This window comes from Desulfosalsimonas sp. (assembly GCF_055149105.1).
Genome location: NZ_JBSRLA010000019.1, coordinates 32,286 through 50,160, shown reverse-complemented (window position 1 = coordinate 50,160; position 17,875 = coordinate 32,286). Strand labels below are relative to the sequence as shown.

General features: G+C 54.7%; 16 protein-coding genes and 1 tRNA gene. 13 read left to right on the top strand and 4 right to left on the bottom strand.

All coding sequences use genetic code 11. The features are described from left to right. Positions 1–2 precede the first annotated feature (2 nt). From ACTCIA_RS06640 to ACTCIA_RS06580, 13 genes are all read left to right on the top strand, one after another. Positions 3–1,436: an RtcB family protein gene (locus ACTCIA_RS06640; protein WP_463001019.1), complete on the top strand. Its 1,434-nt coding sequence runs from the start codon at positions 3–5 to the stop codon at positions 1,434–1,436. Positions 1,437–1,634: 198 nt separating this feature from the next. Further along, positions 1,635–2,993, top strand: coding sequence for a phosphomannomutase/phosphoglucomutase (locus ACTCIA_RS06635; RefSeq protein WP_463001018.1), 1,359 nt, complete (start codon positions 1,635–1,637; stop codon positions 2,991–2,993). Positions 2,994–3,162: 169 nt separating this feature from the next. Then, entirely contained in the window at positions 3,163–4,743 is a 1,581-nt protein-coding gene (gene serA / locus ACTCIA_RS06630; RefSeq protein ID WP_463001017.1) for a phosphoglycerate dehydrogenase, read from the top strand. A gap of 23 nt (positions 4,744–4,766) precedes the next feature. Next, positions 4,767–5,069 (top strand): DUF1844 domain-containing protein, encoded by a 303-nt coding sequence (locus ACTCIA_RS06625; RefSeq protein ID WP_463001016.1) that lies wholly within the window; start codon positions 4,767–4,769, stop codon positions 5,067–5,069. A 57-nt stretch (positions 5,070–5,126) separates the two neighbouring features. Further along, the gene (locus tag ACTCIA_RS06620; RefSeq protein ID WP_463001015.1) at positions 5,127–6,596 is read left to right on the top strand and encodes a Do family serine endopeptidase; all 1,470 of its coding nucleotides are present in this window, start codon (positions 5,127–5,129) and stop codon (positions 6,594–6,596) included. A gap of 9 nt (positions 6,597–6,605) precedes the next feature. Beyond that, a complete protein-coding gene (locus ACTCIA_RS06615; protein ID WP_463001014.1) occupies positions 6,606–7,463 on the top strand; it encodes a 4-(cytidine 5'-diphospho)-2-C-methyl-D-erythritol kinase in 858 nt (285 codons plus the stop codon). Between the two features lie 40 nt (positions 7,464–7,503). Continuing rightward, positions 7,504–7,578, top strand: a tRNA-Gln gene (locus tag ACTCIA_RS06610). Positions 7,579–7,631: 53 nt separating this feature from the next. Then, positions 7,632–8,576 (top strand): ribose-phosphate diphosphokinase, encoded by a 945-nt coding sequence (locus tag ACTCIA_RS06605; RefSeq protein WP_463001013.1) that lies wholly within the window; start codon positions 7,632–7,634, stop codon positions 8,574–8,576. Positions 8,577–8,616: 40 nt separating this feature from the next. Then, positions 8,617–9,288: a 50S ribosomal protein L25/general stress protein Ctc gene (locus ACTCIA_RS06600; RefSeq protein ID WP_463001012.1), complete on the top strand. Its 672-nt coding sequence runs from the start codon at positions 8,617–8,619 to the stop codon at positions 9,286–9,288. Between the two features lie 2 nt (positions 9,289–9,290). Next, complete coding sequence (gene pth / locus ACTCIA_RS06595; RefSeq protein ID WP_463001011.1) at positions 9,291–9,875, top strand: aminoacyl-tRNA hydrolase; 585 nt, start codon at positions 9,291–9,293, stop codon at positions 9,873–9,875. 40 nt (positions 9,876–9,915) lie between these two features. Further along, positions 9,916–11,937, top strand: coding sequence for a sodium-translocating pyrophosphatase (locus ACTCIA_RS06590; protein ID WP_463001010.1), 2,022 nt, complete (start codon positions 9,916–9,918; stop codon positions 11,935–11,937). Positions 11,938–12,072: 135 nt separating this feature from the next. After that, entirely contained in the window at positions 12,073–12,624 is a 552-nt protein-coding gene (locus ACTCIA_RS06585; protein WP_463001009.1) for a CarD family transcriptional regulator, read from the top strand. After that, positions 12,621–13,625 carry an RluA family pseudouridine synthase gene (locus tag ACTCIA_RS06580; RefSeq protein ID WP_463001008.1) on the top strand — a complete coding sequence of 335 codons (1,005 nt, stop codon included), beginning with the start codon at positions 12,621–12,623 and terminating at the stop codon, positions 13,623–13,625. The genes ACTCIA_RS06585 and ACTCIA_RS06580 overlap by 4 nt, the downstream gene beginning before the upstream one ends. 14 nt (positions 13,626–13,639) lie before the next feature. Here the strand turns inward: ACTCIA_RS06580 and ACTCIA_RS06575 are convergent, their stop codons facing one another. The 4 genes from ACTCIA_RS06575 to rsxE all read right to left on the bottom strand — a co-directional run bounded on the left by ACTCIA_RS06575 (position 13,640) and on the right by rsxE (position 17,870). Next, positions 13,640–14,239 carry a hypothetical protein gene (locus tag ACTCIA_RS06575; RefSeq protein WP_463001007.1) on the bottom strand — a complete coding sequence of 200 codons (600 nt, stop codon included), beginning with the start codon at positions 14,237–14,239 and terminating at the stop codon, positions 13,640–13,642. Positions 14,240–14,444: 205 nt separating this feature from the next. Next, positions 14,445–16,526, bottom strand: coding sequence for an FAD-dependent oxidoreductase (locus tag ACTCIA_RS06570; RefSeq protein ID WP_463001006.1), 2,082 nt, complete (start codon positions 16,524–16,526; stop codon positions 14,445–14,447). Between the two features lie 65 nt (positions 16,527–16,591). Next, positions 16,592–17,167, bottom strand: a complete 576-nt coding sequence (gene rsxA / locus ACTCIA_RS06565) for an electron transport complex subunit RsxA (protein ID WP_463001005.1) — start codon at positions 17,165–17,167, stop codon at positions 16,592–16,594. 109 nt (positions 17,168–17,276) lie between these two features. Beyond that, entirely contained in the window at positions 17,277–17,870 is a 594-nt protein-coding gene (gene rsxE, locus ACTCIA_RS06560) for an electron transport complex subunit RsxE (RefSeq protein ID WP_463001004.1), read from the bottom strand. Positions 17,871–17,875: the final 5 nt, after the last annotated feature.

Below are 17,875 nucleotides of genomic sequence, written 5' to 3'. Positions count from 1 at the left end.
CAATGGAGCTGATACAAACAGACGCCTACACATGGGAGATTCCCAGGACCGGGGACATGAACGTACCCGCCCGGATCTATGCCAGTGACGCGATCATGGAGGCGATCAAAAAGGACGAAACCTTCCGGCAGCTTGTCAACGTGGCCAGTCTTCCGGGCATTGTGGGCCGGGCCATGGCCATGCCCGACATCCACTGGGGATACGGGTTTCCCATCGGCGGAGTGGCGGCCTTTGACTTGGACTCCGGGGTGATTTCCCCGGGCGGGGTGGGCTATGACATCAACTGCGGGGTGCGGCTTGCCGCCCTGGGCCTTGAGGAAAAGGAAATCCGGCCGCATCTGGAAGACCTTGTTGCTGCCCTGCAAAAACACATCCCCTCCGGGGTGGGTTCCACAGGCATGGTCAAGCTGTCTTTGGCGGATCTCAAAAAGGTCATGAAAAAAGGCAGTCCGTGGGCCGTTTCCCACGGCTACGGCCGTGATACGGACACCGGGCGCACCGAGGAAGGCGGGTGCATGGAAAACGCCGATCCCGCAGATGTCAGCGACCGGGCCATGGACCGGGGCAAAAACCAGCTTGGCACCCTGGGTTCGGGCAACCACTTCATGGAAATCGGGGTGGTGGACACCATTTATGATCCAACAGCCGCCCGGGTGTTCGGCCTGGCCGAAAATCAGGTGACCCTGCTGATCCACACGGGCTCCCGGGGCCTGGGTCATCAGATCTGCGATGACTTTCTTGCGCTGATGACCAAAAAAGTGCACAAATCCGGCATCTCCCTGCCCGACCGGCAGCTGGCCTGTATGCCGGTGCGATCTGCGGAAGGACAGGCTTATTACCGGGCAATGGCGTGCGCGGCCAACTTTGCCTGGGCCAACCGCCAGGTCCTGCTGCACATGGCAGAAACGGTGTTGATGCACACCCTGGGCATAAGCCCCCGGGATCTGGGAATGCGGATGATTTATGACGTGTGCCACAATATCGCCAAAACCGAAACCCATGTTATCGAAGGGGAAAAACGGAAGGTCTGTGTTCACCGCAAAGGCGCCACCCGGGCCTTTGGGCCGGGCCATGCGGGCCTGGACCCGGCTTTCCGGGATACGGGCCAGCCCATTTTGATCCCCGGGGACATGGGCACGGCTTCTTATGTGCTGGCCGGCACGCAAAAGGCAATGGAAGAAACATTTGGCTCCACCTGCCACGGCGCAGGCCGGGTCATGAGCCGAAAGGCAGCCAAAAAAGCCGCAAAGGGCCGGTTTTTGCAACAGGAAATGGAAAAAAGGGGCATTTATGTCCGGGCCGCGGGCCGGGGCACCATGGCAGAGGAAATGCCCGAAGCCTACAAGGACGTCACCGAGGTGGTCAACGTGGTGCACGGCTCCGGCATATCCAAAAAAGTGGCCCGGCTCCGGCCCATTGCCGTTGTCAAGGGGTGATGAGCCTGTAAAAAGCTTTGATTTTATTTTTTTGAACTTTGAACCTTGAACTTTGAACCTTGAACTTTGAACCTTGAACTTTGAACCTTGAACTTTGAACCTTGAACTTTGAACCTTGAACGAAGTTATTGAGAAGTCTTTTTTACAGGCAGTGTTAAGCAATTAAATATTAAGTAAAATCAAGGAGGAAAAACGGCTGTGAATCCGGCTATTTTCAGGGAATACGACATCCGGGCGATCGCGGACAAGGATATAACCGACCATGAGGTTTACCTGCTGGGCCGGGCCATGGGCACTTACATGGCCGGATACGGATGCACCACATTGAGCGTGGGCCGGGACTGCCGGCTGACCTCTGAGCGCTGGGCCGGCAACCTGACCCAGGGTTTGACCGAATCGGGCTGCGATGTCATCGACATCGGGGTCTGCCCCACGCCGGTGCTTTATTTTTCCATCTGGCACCTGCAGACCCACGGCGGCATCATGGTGACAGCCAGTCACAACCCGCCGGAATACAACGGATTTAAGATCTGCAAGGGCACGGACTCAGTCCACGGTGAACAGATTGCCGAAATTGCGCAAATCGCGGAAAAAGGCCATTTCCAAACCGGACAGGGACGGGTGAGCAAAGCCGATGCCATCACTCCTTACCAGGACTACATCCGGGACAATGTCAGCATCAGGCGACAGCTGCAGGTGGGCATTGACGCCGGCAACGGCACTGCCGGCGTTGTTGCCGTGCCCCTGCTCAAGTCCCTGGGGTGCAAGGTTTATGATCTTTATTGCGACATGGATGGCCGGTTTCCCAATCACGAGGCCGATCCCACTGTAATGGAAAACCAGGCCGATCTCATCGCCCTGGTGCGGGCCAAAAGCCTGGATCTGGGCATCGGCTATGACGGAGACGGCGACCGCATCGGCGTGGTGGACCAAAACGGCCGGGTGATTTACGGAGATCAGCTCATGATCATTTTTGCAAGGGAGATTTTGTCCCGAAAGCCAGGGGCTGCGTTCATATCCGAGGTCAAGTGCTCCAAGACCATGTATGACGATATTGAACGCCACGGGGGCCGGGCCGTGATGTGGAAAACCGGCCATTCCCTGATCAAGGAAAAGATGAAGACGGAAAAAGCTGAGCTGGCCGGGGAAATGAGCGGTCATATGTTTTTTGCCGACCGGTATTTCGGCTTTGACGACGCGATTTATGCCTCGTGCCGGTTAATTGAAATTCTTTCAGAAACCGGCGGCACCATTGACGATCTGTTAAAAGATGTCCCGGAAACCGTGAGCACCCCGGAAATCCGGGTGGACTGCGACGATGAGGTAAAATTTGACGTGGTGGAGCGGGCCCGGCAGCTTCTGGCGGATCAGTATCAGGTCATTGACATTGACGGAGTAAGAATTGTATTTGACGACGGATGGGGGCTTGTGCGCGCATCCAACACCCAGCCGGCCCTGGTCATGCGCTTTGAGGCCCTTTCGCAAAACCGCCTGGATGCAATCCGAAACACCGTGGAAAACACCATTTCCCGGGTACAGAATGAAATCCGGGCATAACCGCAGCTGTGGCCCGGCATGGTAAGGCTTAACCCGGTTTCGGTCAAAAGTTCTTTGGATATCCGGAAATGCGCTGGATTTCCGCTGCATTTTCAGATAACCAGAGAAAAAAACCGCATTCGATCGGCAACAGAATCAAAACATAACAGGAGACTGTGGAGGTTTGTGAATGAAGGTACTTGTCAGCGACAATCTGGGTGAAGCCGGAATTGAAATATTTAAGGCAGCCGGGCTGGATGTGGATGTGAAAACCGGGCTTTCGCCCGAAGAACTCAAGGCAGAGATCGGGCCTTATCATGCCCTGGTCATCCGCAGCGCCACCCGGGTGACCGATGAACTGCTGGAAGCTGCGGAAAACCTGAAAGTGGTTGGCCGGGCCGGTATCGGCCTGGATAACGTGGACATCCCGGCGGCCACCCGCAGGGGCGTGGTGGTCATGAACACCCCGGGCGGCAACGTGGTGACAACAGCCGAGCACGCCATTTCCATGATGCTTTCTTTGAGCCGCAATATCGCCCAGGGAACCGCCTCGCTAAAAACGGGCCGGTGGGACAAGAAAAAACTCATGGGCCGGGAAATCTACAACAAGACACTGGGTGTGATCGGTTTTGGCAAGATCGGTTCCGTGGTCGCAGACCGGGCCCGGGGCCTGAAAATGAAAGTTTTGGTCTATGATCCGGTGGTCCAGGACGAGACAATAGAAAAACAGGGATTCGAATCCGTCCGCATTGATGAGCTTTACGCCCGGGCCGATTACATCACCATTCATGTGCCCAAAAACAAGGGCACGGCCAATATGATCAATGCAGAGGCCCTGGCAAAAATGAAGGACGGGGTCATGCTTATTAACTGCGCCCGCGGCGGAATTGTGGATGAAGAAGCCCTGTATGACGCGCTTGAATCCGGCAAGGTGGCCGGCGCGGCCCTGGACGTTTTTGCCCAGGAACCCCCGCCGGCAGACCTTCGGCTGCTGCAGTCCGAAAAAGTGATCCTGACGCCGCACCTGGGCGCATCCACATTTGAGGCCCAGACCAATGTGGCCGTGGCCGTGGCCAACCAGATCGTGGAATATTTAAAGCACAACAACGTGGTCAATGCTGTCAATGTGCCCTCCATTTCCGGCCAGGCCCTGGAGCAGCTCGGACCGTTTATCCGCCTGGCAGAAAAAATGGGCATGCTCCATGCCCAGTTCATGACCGAACAGTTAAAGGAAATCAACATTCTCTACAACGGCGATTTTTTCGGATATGACCTGATGCCGGTGACCTCCGCCTTTATCCAGGGGCTGCTGAGCTACCGGCTGGGTGCCGAGGTCAATGCCGTCAATGCCCACTACATTGCCAAGGAGCACGGCATTAAAATCACCGAATCCAGTTCCCCGGAAACCACCGATTTTCTGCACATGATCACCACCAAAATCACGGGGCCGGAAAAAACCCTGACTGTGGCGGGAACGGTTTTCGGCAAAAGCGATCCCCGTATTGTCCGCATTGATGATTTCCGCATTGAAATCATCCCCAAAGGCCACCTCGCCCTGATCCACAATCTGGACGAACCCGGGGCCATCGGCAGTATCGGAACCACCCTGGGTGATCACGGCATCAATATCTCCAGGATGCAGGTGGGGCTGGAAGAAGGCGGCGAGCACAATATTATTCTGCTGCGAACCGACACGCCCATTTCGCAAAACGTGGTTGACGCGCTCATGGCCCTGCCCAAGGTCATATCGGTCAGAACAATGGAACTATAACTTCAAAAGGGAGAAAACCGGAGATGGTACAACAAGACAAAGGAAACGATCCCAATTTGCATTCCGGATCTGTCATGCCGGAGATCAACTTCATTACCTTTCTTTTGTCGTTAAATTCCTCGGCCCTGGTTCATCTGGGTCAGCACGCGGATCCCACCAGCTTGGCCACGGCCAAAAACCTGCCCGTGGCCAAGCAGACCATTGACGTGATTGCCATGCTGGAGGAAAAAACCCGGGGCAACCTCACAGACGAGGAAAAGCGGTTATTGACAAACGTCTTGTATGAATTACGTTTGTTGTATGTAAAAGAAACCGGGGGTGAATAGCGGGTTTCCGGAAATCCCGACAACCCGCAAGCACTTTGACAAGGAGGCAAAGCGAGTATGGGACTGCAAGTAAAACCGACCGGATGGGTCACTGTAATCATAACCGTGACCGCTTTGACGGCTGCCGGATTTTTTCTGACGCCCCTGCCTTACGCCACATCTGCTGCCGGCAACCAGCCTGAGCAGCAAACCAAGGTTCCTGCCAATTTTACCCAGCTGGCAGAAGAGGCGGGCCCGTCGGTGGTCAACATTCGTACCGTGAAAACCGTTGATAACGGCGGCCAGGTGTTCAAGCATTTCTTCGGGCCCCAGGGGCCCCCGCAGGGCGGTCCGTTTGATGAATTTTTCGATCGTTTCTTTGACCAGCAGTATCCTCGCGAATTCAAGCAAAGAAGCCTGGGCTCCGGCTTTATCCTGGACCGGCAGGGCCATATTGTCACCAACAACCATGTGATCGAAAATGCCGATCAGATCCAGGTAAAGCTTAAAAACGGAAATGAGTATGACGCTGAAATCATCGGCACTGACCCCAATACGGATCTGGCCCTGATCAAAATCGAGGCGGATGAAAAACTGCCCTCCCTGGAGCTGGGCGATTCCAGCGACATGAAAATCGGCCAGTGGGTGGTGGCCATCGGCAATCCTTTCGGCCTGGAGCACACGGTAACAGCCGGTATTGTCAGCGCCAAGGGAAGGGTCATCGGAGCCGGCCCATATGACGATTTCATTCAGACAGACGCCTCCATTAACCCGGGAAACAGCGGCGGGCCGCTGCTGAACATGAACGGTGAGGTCATCGGCATTAACACCGCCATTGTTGCCGGGGGCAAGGGAATCGGATTTGCCATTCCCTCGGACCTTGCCAAAAATATCATCACCGAGCTCAAAGAAAGCGGTGAAGTGACCCGGGGATGGCTTGGCGTGGCCATCCAGGAACTCAATGACGAGTTAAAGCAATATTATGATGTCGACCAGGGCGTTATGATCACCCAGGTTTTCAAAGGCGATCCCGCGGACAAAGCCGGTATCAGACCAAATGATATCATCACTGAAGTCAACGGCAAGGACGTTGACTCGCCCAGGGAACTCTCCCGGCGCATTGCCGCGATCAAACCCGGGCAAAAGGCAGAAATCAAATTAATCCGTGAAGGCAAAACCCGGACATTTAATGTTGAAGTGGCCAAGCGGGAAGAAGAAAAACTCGCTGACCGCAGCCGGGGCCAGACGCCCGGAAGCAATCAGGAAGCGGAACTGGGCCTTGATGTCACGGATTTGAGCCGGGAAATGGCCAGGCAATTAAACCTTGAAGAAGTCCGGGGTGTTATCGTTACCCAGGTGGCCCGGGACAGCAAGGCGGCCGAAGCCGGATTTCAAAAAGGCGATATCATCCGTGAAATCAATCATGAAAAAATCGGTTCAGTCACGGATTTTAGAAAAATAATTCAGGATGCGGAATCCGGGCAAACCCTGTCATTTTACGTGCTGCGGCCCAGACAGGGCATTACCATTATCAAGCTGACCAAATAATTTTGTCCCGTGGAAATCCAGGCTCCGGCAAAAATCAATTTGTTCCTGGATGTCCTTGGCAAACGAACGGACGGCTATCATGAACTCCGATCCCTGATGTGCCCCATCGGGATTCATGATACCGTCCGTTTGTCATGTGATCTTGCAGCCACTTCCGGCGACATTACGGTTACATGCCCCCATCGGCTTGTGCCTTCGGGCCGGGCCAACCTGGCATGGGCCGCGGCAGCAGCCTTTTTTGCAGAAACCGGCTTTTCTGCCGAAACAATGATTTCCATTGACAAACACATCCCCGTGGGTGCCGGCCTGGGCGGTGGCAGCAGCGATGCGGCAGCCGTTCTCACCGGGCTCAACCGCTTGTTTGAAAATCCCCTCCCCGCCGACAGGCTCATGAAGCTTGGGCTTAGACTCGGAGCGGATGTACCGTTTTTCATATACGGCCGGCCGGCCATTGCCGTCGGTATTGGCGAAAAGCTTTCCCCCTTTTCCGGCCTGCCCCGATTCAACCTGGTGCTGATCTATCCCGGATGCCCCGTATCCACTGCCGAAGTCTATAAAAAATTGAATTTGGCATTGACAAAAAACAAAAAAATACATACAAAATTTACTTTCGAATCAGGCTGGAAAGCCGATTTCGCAAGGCAGCTTTACAATGCGCTTGAACCGCCGGCCATGAAACTGTGTCCGGAAATCAGTAAGGCCAAACTGGCGCTTATGGATTGCGGGGCGGTAAAGGCGTTGATGAGCGGCAGCGGATCTTCGGTTTTCGGCCTTTTTTCAGATGACCGGCAGGCCCGGCAGGCTTTTGATCGGTTATCTGCCCTGCGGGGCACATGGCAGGTGTTTGAAACCAGCCTGATTTGCTGACACTGATTCTGCGGGGCGAAAAAAACAAACCACCGGTTGCTGGGGCGTAGTCAAGCGGTAAGACACAGGATTTTGGTTCCTGCATTCGGAGGTTCGAATCCTCCCGCCCCAGCCATTTCACAATCGGTTTCACCAGTAAAGTTCAACCCCGGGAAAGGGGAAGGGAAAGTGGAAAACAACGGATATATCATTTTTTCCGGCCTATCCAATCCGCAATTGGCAGAGTCTGTCTGCAGCTATTTGAACCAGCCCCTGGGCAATGCCAAAGTAAAGCGCTTCAGCGACGGTGAAGTACAGATCGAAATCGATGACAATGTCCGGGCAAAGGACGTGTTTGTAATGCAGTCCACCTGTTATCCGGTCAATGATCATCTGGTGGAACTTTTGCTGATGATCGACGCGTTCAAGCGCTCATCAGCCAGGCGAATCACTGCGGTGATCCCCTATTTCGGCTATGCCCGCCAGGACAAAAAAGTGGCCCCCAGGGTGCCCATCAGCGCCAAACTGGTGGCCGACCTGCTGACCCGGGCCGGCGCCAACCGGGTGATCACCATGGATCTCCATGCCGGCCAGATCCAGGGTTTTTTTGACATTCCCGTGGACAATTTGTTTGCCGCCCCTGTGCTGATCAACCATATGCGCAGGCAATTTTCCGAAGACCTGGTGATCGTCTCACCGGATGCCGGCGGCGTGGAAAGGGCAAGGGCATTTGCCAAACGATTAAATGCGGGCCTGGCCATCATTGACAAGCGACGTTCCGCCCCCAACCAGGCCAAGGCCATGGCGGTCATCGGAAACGTGGAAGGCAAAAAGGCCCTTATTCTCGACGACATGGCCGATACTGCCGGCACCCTGACCGAGGCGGCCAATGCAATTTCGGCCAACGGTGCCAAAGAAGTTCATGCCTGCTGTACGCATGCGGTTCTCTCCGGGCCGGCGATCGACCGGATCAACGCCTCAAGTTTAAAATCCATGGTGGTCACAGACACAATCCCGTTGTCGGGAAAACCCAAAACATGCGACAAGATCACCGTGCTCAGCATTGCCGAATTGTTTGGCGAGGCCATTTACCGAAGCCACACCGGCGATTCCGTGACATCTTTGTTCGTTTGATCAAATATGCTGCATAAGACATTTATTTGGAGGATACATTTTGGATATCATCAAGCTAAACGCGCAACCCCGCCAGGAAACCGGCAAAGGCGCAGCCCGCACCCTGCGGCGCGCAGGCCGTATTCCGGCGGTGCTCTACGGGGCCAACATTGAAAGCCAGCCCCTGTCGGTGAGCATCCGTGAACTTGAACGGATGTTTAACAACCCCCAGTTTACCCGGGGTCTGATCAATCTGGCTGTTGAAAACGGCGGAAACCGTCGTCAGACTGTCATGATCAAGGAATTCCAGCGCGATCCTGTCAAGGATCATTACCTTCACATTGATTTTTATGAAATCAAGATGGACCAGAAAATTTCCGTGATGGTACCTGTGACCACCACGGGCACATCCAACGGTGTGGAGGAAGGCGGCATTCTGCAGATCATCCGCAGAGAACTGGAAGTCTACTGTCTGCCGGCCAATATTCCGGAACAGATTGAAATTGATATTACCCCGCTTGAAATGGGAGACTCGGTTCATGTCAGCGAGGTACCGCTTCCGGAAAACGTGGAAATTCCCTATGAAGTCGATTTCACGATCCTGACCGTGGTCAGCCCGAAGATGGAGGAACCCGAGGAAGAGGCTCTGGAAGAAGAAGGTGCTGAGGAAGGCGAAGAGGCTGCCGAGGGTGAAGCCGAAGAAGCCGGTTCCGGAGAAGAGGCCGAAGAATAACTGTGCAGACCGGAGCATGGCTGATTGCCGGATTGGGCAACCCGGGCCGCGGCTATGCCCTTACCCGCCACAATGTGGGATTCCGGGTTGCTGAGGATGCGGCCGCACGCTGCGGCGTGACCCTGGATCAAAACAAATTCAAAGCACGCTTCGGGACCGGCCGGCGCGGCGGGCGGCGGATCATCATCGCGCAGCCAATGGACTACATGAACCGGAGCGGACCGCCTCTTCGGCAGCTGGCGGATTACTACAACATTGAAATTTCGCAGATACTGGTCATACATGATGATCTGGATATAGAAAAAGGACAAATAAAATTCAAAGAGAAAGGAGGTCACGGAGGGCACAACGGCATTAAATCGATCATGGAAGCCTTTTCGTCAGGAGGTTTTCCAAGGCTTCGAATCGGCATCGGACGACCTGCTGCGCCGATGGATGTCACGGGCTGGGTGCTGGGCAAATTCACTGCCGAAGAGCAGCGCTTTTTCGGTCCTGTGATTGAAAGCGCAGGTCTTTCCGTGCTAACAATGATCGATGAGGGATTGCCGGTTGCAATGAATCGTTTCAATCAAAAGCAGGTTCTCTAGGTGTCTGATTTTTTTAACCTAAACTTTTAGGGAGGTAGGCATGGAAGTTATTATGGAAAACATTCCGCTAACTTGTACCTTAATCGGTGCACTCGGGATTATTTATTCCCTGATTGTGGCCGGCATGATCAAAACCGCCCCCACCGGCACGGAAAAAATGGTGGAAATCGCAAATGCCATTCAGGAAGGCGCAATCGCCTACCTGAACCGCCAGCTCAAGACCATTGTGATCGTTGGCGTGGCGATTTTTATCATTATCTTTTTCAGCCTCGGCACCACCACTGCAGTGGGTTTTGCCGTGGGCGCAGTGGCCTCTTACCTGGCCGGCTACATCGGCATGCGGGTATCGGTTCTGGCCAACATCCGAACGGCAGAAGCCGCCAAGGGCGGTCTGTCCGCAGGTCTGAAAATGGCCTTCCGCGGCGGTTCCGTGACAGGTATGCTGGTTGCCGGTCTAGCCCTGACCGCCATTGCCGGTTTTTACACAGTTGTCGAAGACGTGGTGCCCCTGGTGGCACTGGGTTTTGGCGGCAGCCTGATTTCCATCTTTGCCCGTCTCGGCGGCGGCATCTTTACCAAGGGTGCTGACGTGGGTGCGGACCTGGTGGGCAAGGTCGAAGCCGGCATTCCCGAAGACGACCCGAGAAACCCGGCCACCATTGCCGATAATGTCGGAGACAACGTCGGCGACTGCGCCGGTATGGCCGCAGACCTTTTTGAAACCTATGCGGTGACCGTTGTGGCAGCCATGCTGCTGGGCCACCTGTTTTTCCCCGAAGAGCCCATGGCTGTTCATTATCCCATGGTTCTTGGCGCGATTTCCATTATCGCCTCCATTATTGCCACTCTTTTTGTGCGTCTGGGCAAAAATGAATACATCATGGGCGCCCTGTACAAAGGAATGTTTGGCGCAGCCATCCTGGCCGCTCTGGCCTTTTACGTTTTCACCGTCAACATGGTGGACACAATCGGCGGCATTCCGGGGATCAACCTGTTTTACGCATCCCTGGTGGGTCTTGTGCTCACAGTGGTCATCGTCATTATCACTGAGTATTATACCGGCATTTACGGCCCGGTCAAAGCCATTGCCGAAGCCTCCACCACCGGCCATGCCACCAACATCATCGCCGGCCTGGCCATCAGCATGCAGGCCACTGCAGCTCCCGTGCTTGCCATCTGTGTGGGCATCGGCGTAGCTTACGGCTTTGCTGATCTTTATGGCATTGCCATTGCCGCAGTTGCCATGCTGTCGATGACCGGTATGGTCATTGCCATTGACGCTTACGGCCCCATCACTGACAATGCCGGCGGCATCGCCGAAATGGCGGACCTCGATGAAAGTGTCCGTGCTGTCACCGATCCCCTGGATGCGGTTGGCAACACAACAAAAGCCGTGACCAAAGGCTATGCCATTGGTTCTGCCGGTCTGGCCGCACTGGTGCTGTTTTCCTGCTACACCCAGGAATTCGTTCTCCAGGCCGGAACCGAGGAAGCCGCTGCAGCCCTGAACTTCGGCCTCAGCGACGTTAACGTGATCATCGGTCTGTTTATCGGCGGTCTGCTGCCCTTCCTGTTTGCCTCCATTGCCATGAACGCAGTGGGTCGGGCAGGCAGTGCGGTTGTGGATGAAGTTCGCCGGCAGTTCCGTGAAATCCCGGGCATCATGGAAGGAACCGCCAAACCCGACTATGGTGCATGCGTGGATATCGTCACCAAGTTCGCGCTCAAGGAAATGCTGATTCCGGCCCTGCTGCCTGTGGTGGCTCCCTTGCTGGTCGGCCTGTTTCTCGGCAAAATCGCCCTTGGCGGACTGCTGATCGGCAGTATCGTGACCGGTCTGTTTGTGGCCATCTCCATGACCACCGGTGGCGCGGCCTGGGACAATGCCAAAAAATACATTGAAGACGGTTATTTCGGCGGCAAGGGCAGCGATGCCCACAAAGCCGCGGTCACCGGCGACACCGTCGGCGACCCGTACAAGGATACGGCCGGCCCTGCGGTCAACCCGATGATCAAGATTCTCAACGTGGTTGCCCTGCTCATGGTGCCGTTCCTGCTGTAAGCAACGCATCAGTTACATAACCAAGCCAAAAAGGGCCGGTGAAATTCACCGGCCCTTTTTTTGTTGATTCACCTTCCAAAAAATGATATATATCATTTTTTAGGAATAAACTTTGCATAACCTTTGGTGAAAACTATGGCTGAAAAAGCACAACCCCAAAAAGACCTGAGCAAGCATTTTGAAGTCGGTGACCTGGCCGTCTATCCGGCCCACGGCGTCGGCCGCATCGAATCCATTGAAAGCCGGGTGATTAACGGTGACACGCACGATTTCTACATCATGAAAATCATTGACAACGGAATGGTCATCATGATTCCCACCAGCAACGTGGATTCGGTGGGCCTGCGTACGGTTGTGGACAAAACGCAGATTCCTGATATTTACGCCGTACTTACTGAGAAAAAAGACGATTTGCAGGACAACCAGACATGGAACCGCCGGTACAAGGAATACATGGATAAGCTGAAAACCGGATCGCCTTTTGATGTGGCCGCCGTGTTCCGGGACCTTTACATGCTCAAGCTTTCCAAGGATTTATCATTCGGGGAGCGCAAACTGCTGGATACGGCCAGAACCCTTTTGATGCGGGAAATCTGCACAGCCAAAAACCAGGAGGAAAGCCAGGTCTGGACTGAGATCGAATCGCTTTTTGACAACAACGGTAACGGCAGCAAACAGGCTGAATGACCCGTTCTGATGGGCACATCACCCTTGTTGTTGACGCTGATCAGGCCGGATTGCGCCTGGATCAATTCGTGGCATCACTGGTTCCCGAATGCTCCAGAAACACTGCTGCAAACTGGATCAAAAAGCAACAGGTCCTTGTCGGGAGCGGTTTCAAAAAGCCCGGGTACCGGGTGAATGCCGGGGACATTGTTTCCGTGCCGCCCCGGGTACCGGAGCCGATTTCCGCCATTGCCTGCCGCCCCCTCATCGCCGAACCCCTTGACCTGGATCTGCTCTATATTGATGCGCATATCATTGTGATCAATAAACCGCCCGGAATGGTCGTGCACCCGGCCGCCGGCAACCTCACCGGCACCATTGCCCAGGGGCTGGCATTTCATTTCCCGGAAATTCAAAACATCGGCTCTGAACCTTCCCGGCCCGGCATTGTCCACAGGCTGGACAAAGACACATCGGGTGTCTTGATTGCTGCCCGCACCCAGGGGGCGTGGACGTCATTGACCCGCCAGTTTCAACATCGGACAGTAGAGAAAACCTATGATGCGTTTGTGCTCGGAAACCCTGAAGGGGACTGGGGACGGATCACCCTTCCGATTTTCCGGCATCCCGTAGACCGGAAAAAAATGGCTGCTGCCGAAGATCCGGATTTGCCCTCAAGACACGCTGAAACAACCTGGCGGGTTGTTCAGCGGTTTGCCCGGGCGGCCAGACTTGAATGCCAAATCCGCACCGGCCGCACCCACCAGATCCGGGTGCACCTTGCAGCCATCGGCCATCCGGTGATTGGCGATGCCGTATACGGCTGCCGGCGCGCCGGAAAGGCCTGCCGGAGTTTTCCGGACCTGAAAAGAATCTATCATCAAAGCTTTCGCCAGATGCTTCATGCCAGACACATTGTTTTAAGCCACCCTCAAAGCGGCCGGATTTTGCGAATGACCGCCCCCCGCCCCGATGACATGCTCCGACTGCAGAAAGCCATGGAAAAAGACCTCAGTGGCTGAAAAGGGCAAATGCATCATCCATTGGAACCCTTTGAATGCTTTTTAACAGCCAGGGTACAGCGCCGGCTTTGCCTGTCAAAAGTCATCACGATCTCTTCATCAGGTTTCTTCTCCGAAGCCAGTTGCCCATAGCGCTGCTTGATGCGCTGCACAAAGGCATCACGATCCTCCGACTCCGGATTTTCTCCCAAACTCTCAAGCTTTTCCTGCTGAACCGCCCAGAGCCGGTCCAAAGAATAGACACGTCTTTTGTCATTAGCGGTCCGGTCGGGACGATTGTTTTCAGACCCTTTCCCTTCTGCGGTCCGAAAATGTCCGGACCGGCGTTTGCGCGCGGCCTCGGCATTGTCCCATAACTGCCCCCAGGCACGGCTTAAATGGTACACCTTCCATTGCAGATTATCCAAAAGGATTTCCAGATATCGATTGGAAATTTCCGGATCAAGGCGCATATTTTGTATTCTTTCAATAAATTCATGATGGCGGGGATGCGGCTTGTTGTCCCTGTCAGCAAGATAGGCCCGAATTTTGGCATCCATTTCCTCGGCTTCGCGGACAAGGGCACGCAGGCGGGCTTCCATGTCCCTTCTTTGCTGGGCAACATCGACTGCCATATCTCCTCCTTTTCTCAAGGCCGGTAACAAAGTATGCGTAGCTATTCAGCCCCCTCATCGGATAAGGCTGTATTATTTCATTAACAAGGTTTCAGTGTTTTGTATACCGGTTCAGACAGCGCCCGGAGAACGCAAAAAAGCCGCTGCGGAAACAATCATCCAGCCAACGGCTTTTGTTTAATGCAAGATTTGAATAACAGTCAGATCAGGCTGCATTTCTTGGGTTGTCGGGATTATAACACAAACGGCAGCAGTTTAAACACCGGCCGGCTTCTTCCAGGGCATCCGGTTCAGCCAGGACAAGATCTGCCTCAATAAAGCTGTGAATGCGTTCCTGGACCGGCAGCTCCGGCATGGGTTTTCTCTTGGTTTTGCCCACCCCCGGCACGGATGTAAAGATTGATTCCGGAATGTGCCGCTGGGACAGAAGAGCACGATTCTGGGCGGTTACCGGCTTTCCCTTTAAAAACAGATCTATGCCTCTGGCCGCCCTTCGGCCGCCGCCAATGGCGTCCACCACGAGCGCCGGGCCCGTGGCCCCGTCGCCTGCGGCAAAAATATAGGGCACATTGGACTGGCAGGTATAGGGATTGACATCTATGGTATCCCACCGTGTGAGGTTGAGCTCCTCCATGCGCGTGCCGGGCGTGCGGAATGCCGTATCCGGGGACTGGCCGATGGCGGTGATAATGGTATCCACATCAAGCACGGTCTCAGAGCCTTCAACCGGCACCGGGCGCCTGCGGCCGCTTGCATCCGGTTCGCCAAGTTCCATCTGAAGGTATTCCAGGCCTGCAACACTGCCGTTTTCATCCTCGATCACCTTATTGGGCGCAGCCAGGAAAACAAATTCCACTCCCTCGTGTTCCGCGGCCACGATTTCAACGTCATTGGCCGGCATTTCCTTCCGGGTCCGGCGGTAGACCAGATAGACCTTTTCAACACCCATACGGATCAGGGTCCGCACACAGTCAATGGCCGTATTGCCGCCGCCGATGACTGCGGCGCGTTTTCCGATATCCACTTTTTCCTGGTTGCCGATGGCAGACAAAAAATTAATGCCCGTAAAACAACCGGTTAGATTTTCACCGGGTATTTTGAGCTTGTAGTCCTTCCATGCGCCCACACCCATGAAAATGGCGTCAAAACCGCCGCCAACAAGGGAACCCAGGTCAAAATCCAGGCCCATTTTCACATTTGTATGATGATCAATGCCAAGATTTAAAATCCCCTCGATCTCCCAGTCCAGGACCGCCTTGGGGAGGCGGTATTCCGGGATGCCATAGCGAAGCATACCGCCGAGTTTGGGCATGGCTTCAAATACGGTCACACTGTGCCCCACCCGGCGGAGAAAATAGGCACAGCTCAAGCCCGCAGGCCCGCCGCCCACAACAGCCACCCGCTTACCGGTATCCGGGGCCTTGGATATTGGAAGACGTTTGCCGGAATTCATTTCCATGTCCGCGGCAAAGCGCTTGAGCTGGTTGATGGACACGGCTTCTTCGTCTTCGATGGAACGTCTGCAGTATTCCTCACAGGGATGCGGGCAAACCCGGCCGCAGGCAAGCAGCAAAGGATTGCGCTCACGGATGGTATCCACTGCAGAGTCATATTCACCTTCCCGGATATGCGTGACATATCTGGGAATGTCAATTTCTGCCGGGCAGGTCTGCTGGCAGGGGGCCAGCGCATCATCCTCGGTGTTGAGATGAAGCAGCCGCTGGGACATGGTCCGCACTTCAATAATGGACTTGGGGCAGACCCGCTCGCATGCCCCGCATCCCACGCACTTGTCCTTATCCACGATGGGATAACCGTTGGGACCGATGCAGAGCGCGTCAAATTTGCAGGCATTGACGCAATCACCAAAACCCAGGCAACCGATCTGGCAGTCTCTCTTGCCGCCGTAAAGGGCGCTCACGGCACTGCATTGGTTCAGCCCCTGGTAAACGAAACGGTCCGTTGCCCGGTGTCCCCCCTGACAGTTGTTATAGGATTTCAAGGGTTCGGCCGTGCCCGCTTCTGATCCCATGATGGCGGCAATGGCGGAAACATTTTCCGGCCCGACCAGGATACAGACGTTTGGCGGGGCATCTCCGTTGACAACGGCCACGGCTGCAGACGAACAGCCAGCATATCCGCATCCACCACAGTTGGCGCCGGCAAGAAGACCCTCCACTTTGGCGATCCGCGGATCCTCATACACATAAAACACCTTGGAGGCCACACTCAGGGCCACCCCGCAAACGCCGCCAAGGCCCAATGTAAAAAGTATTGCTTCTATCACTGCGATCCCCTTTGATTGACTTCAGGAATAAAGATTTATCAATGCCGGAAACAAACGTCTCCCGCCTATACCAGGCCCCGGAAACCGATAAAAGCAAGCGCCAGCATACCCGCGGTCACAAGCCCGATGGACGTGTCCTGCAGGGGCCGGGGAACCCGGCCGAGAATCACCCGCTCACGCACACCGGCAAACAGGACAAGTGCAAGGCCGAAACCAATGGCATAGGCGATCGACGAGGTCAGCGCCTGAAGAAAATTGTATTCTTCCTTGATATTGATCAGACACACACCCATTACCGCGCAGTTGGTGGTGATTAATGGCAGAAAGATCCCCAGGCCGGCATAAAGGGCGGGAATGCTTTTTTTGAGAAACATCTCAACAAACTGGACCAGGGACGCGATCACCAGGATAAAGGCAATGGTGCGCAGAAATTCAATTCCCAGGGTTTTGAGAAAGTACGTGTCAATGGTCCAGGTAATAATGGCGGCCAGGGTCATGACAAAAACCACTGCGCCGGCCATGCCCGTGGCGGTTTCCATTTTCTTGGAAGTGCCGATAAAAGGGCAGATGCCCAGATATTGCGCCAAAACGATGTTGTTGATAAGAATACTGCTGATAATCAGGACTGTATAATCGCCCATAATGCTTCTCCCGTGCCCGGCTGCCGCCCGGCTTTTTGAACCCCGGCCGGCAAAACTATGTTCAATCGATCTTCAGCATGACCCGCATCCGGATAAACCCGGGCGGCCGCTATTTCTTGCCTATGATATTCATAATACACAACAACAAGCCCAGGCAGATAAATGCGCCCGGCGCCTCCACCATAAAGGCAAAGGGTTCAAAGGACGACGGAAACACCTGAGCGCCCATCAGCTGGCCGGTACCCAGACTTTCGCGGACTGCACTGATCACGGTCAGCGAAAGGGTATATCCGAGTCCGATGCCCAGGCCATCGGCAAGAGATGGCACCAGCTTGTTTTTGGAGGCAAAGGCCTCAGACCGCCCGAGAACGATACAATTGACCACAATGAGGGGGATAAAAATCCCGAGGTTTAAAAACAGCTGATACGCATAGGCCTGCATCATCAATTCCACCACGGTCACAAACGTGGCAATGATAATGATAAAACAGGCAATCCGAATCTTTGAGGGAATCACGCCGCTTAAGATGGAGACCAGCATGTTGGCACATACCAGCACGAACGTGGTTGCCACTCCCATCCCGATTCCGTTTTCAACCGATTTGGTCACCGCCAGTGTGGGACACAGACCGAGCACCAGTCGAAACGGCGGGATTTCCTCCCACAAGCCCTTTACAAATTCCTGCCCGATGGTTTTCGCCATGATCT

Excerpts from the sequence above, each read along its gene's own strand:
- ACTCIA_RS06640 (WP_463001019.1), top strand. The coding sequence starts at position 3 with ATGGAGCTGATACAAACAGACGCCTACACATGGGAGATTCCCAGGACC.
- serA (WP_463001017.1), top strand. The coding sequence starts at position 3,163 with ATGAAGGTACTTGTCAGCGACAATCTGGGTGAAGCCGGAATTGAAATA.
- ACTCIA_RS06625 (WP_463001016.1), top strand. The coding sequence starts at position 4,767 with ATGGTACAACAAGACAAAGGAAACGATCCCAATTTGCATTCCGGATCT.
- ACTCIA_RS06620 (WP_463001015.1), top strand. The coding sequence starts at position 5,127 with ATGGGACTGCAAGTAAAACCGACCGGATGGGTCACTGTAATCATAACC.
- ACTCIA_RS06590 (WP_463001010.1), top strand. The coding sequence starts at position 9,916 with ATGGAAGTTATTATGGAAAACATTCCGCTAACTTGTACCTTAATCGGT.
- ACTCIA_RS06585 (WP_463001009.1), top strand. The coding sequence starts at position 12,073 with ATGGCTGAAAAAGCACAACCCCAAAAAGACCTGAGCAAGCATTTTGAA.
- ACTCIA_RS06580 (WP_463001008.1), top strand. The coding sequence starts at position 12,621 with ATGACCCGTTCTGATGGGCACATCACCCTTGTTGTTGACGCTGATCAG.
- ACTCIA_RS06575 (WP_463001007.1), bottom strand. The coding sequence starts at position 14,239 with ATGGCAGTCGATGTTGCCCAGCAAAGAAGGGACATGGAAGCCCGCCTG.
- rsxA (WP_463001005.1), bottom strand. The coding sequence starts at position 17,167 with ATGGGCGATTATACAGTCCTGATTATCAGCAGTATTCTTATCAACAAC.
- rsxE (WP_463001004.1), bottom strand. The coding sequence starts at position 17,870 with ATGGCGAAAACCATCGGGCAGGAATTTGTAAAGGGCTTGTGGGAGGAA.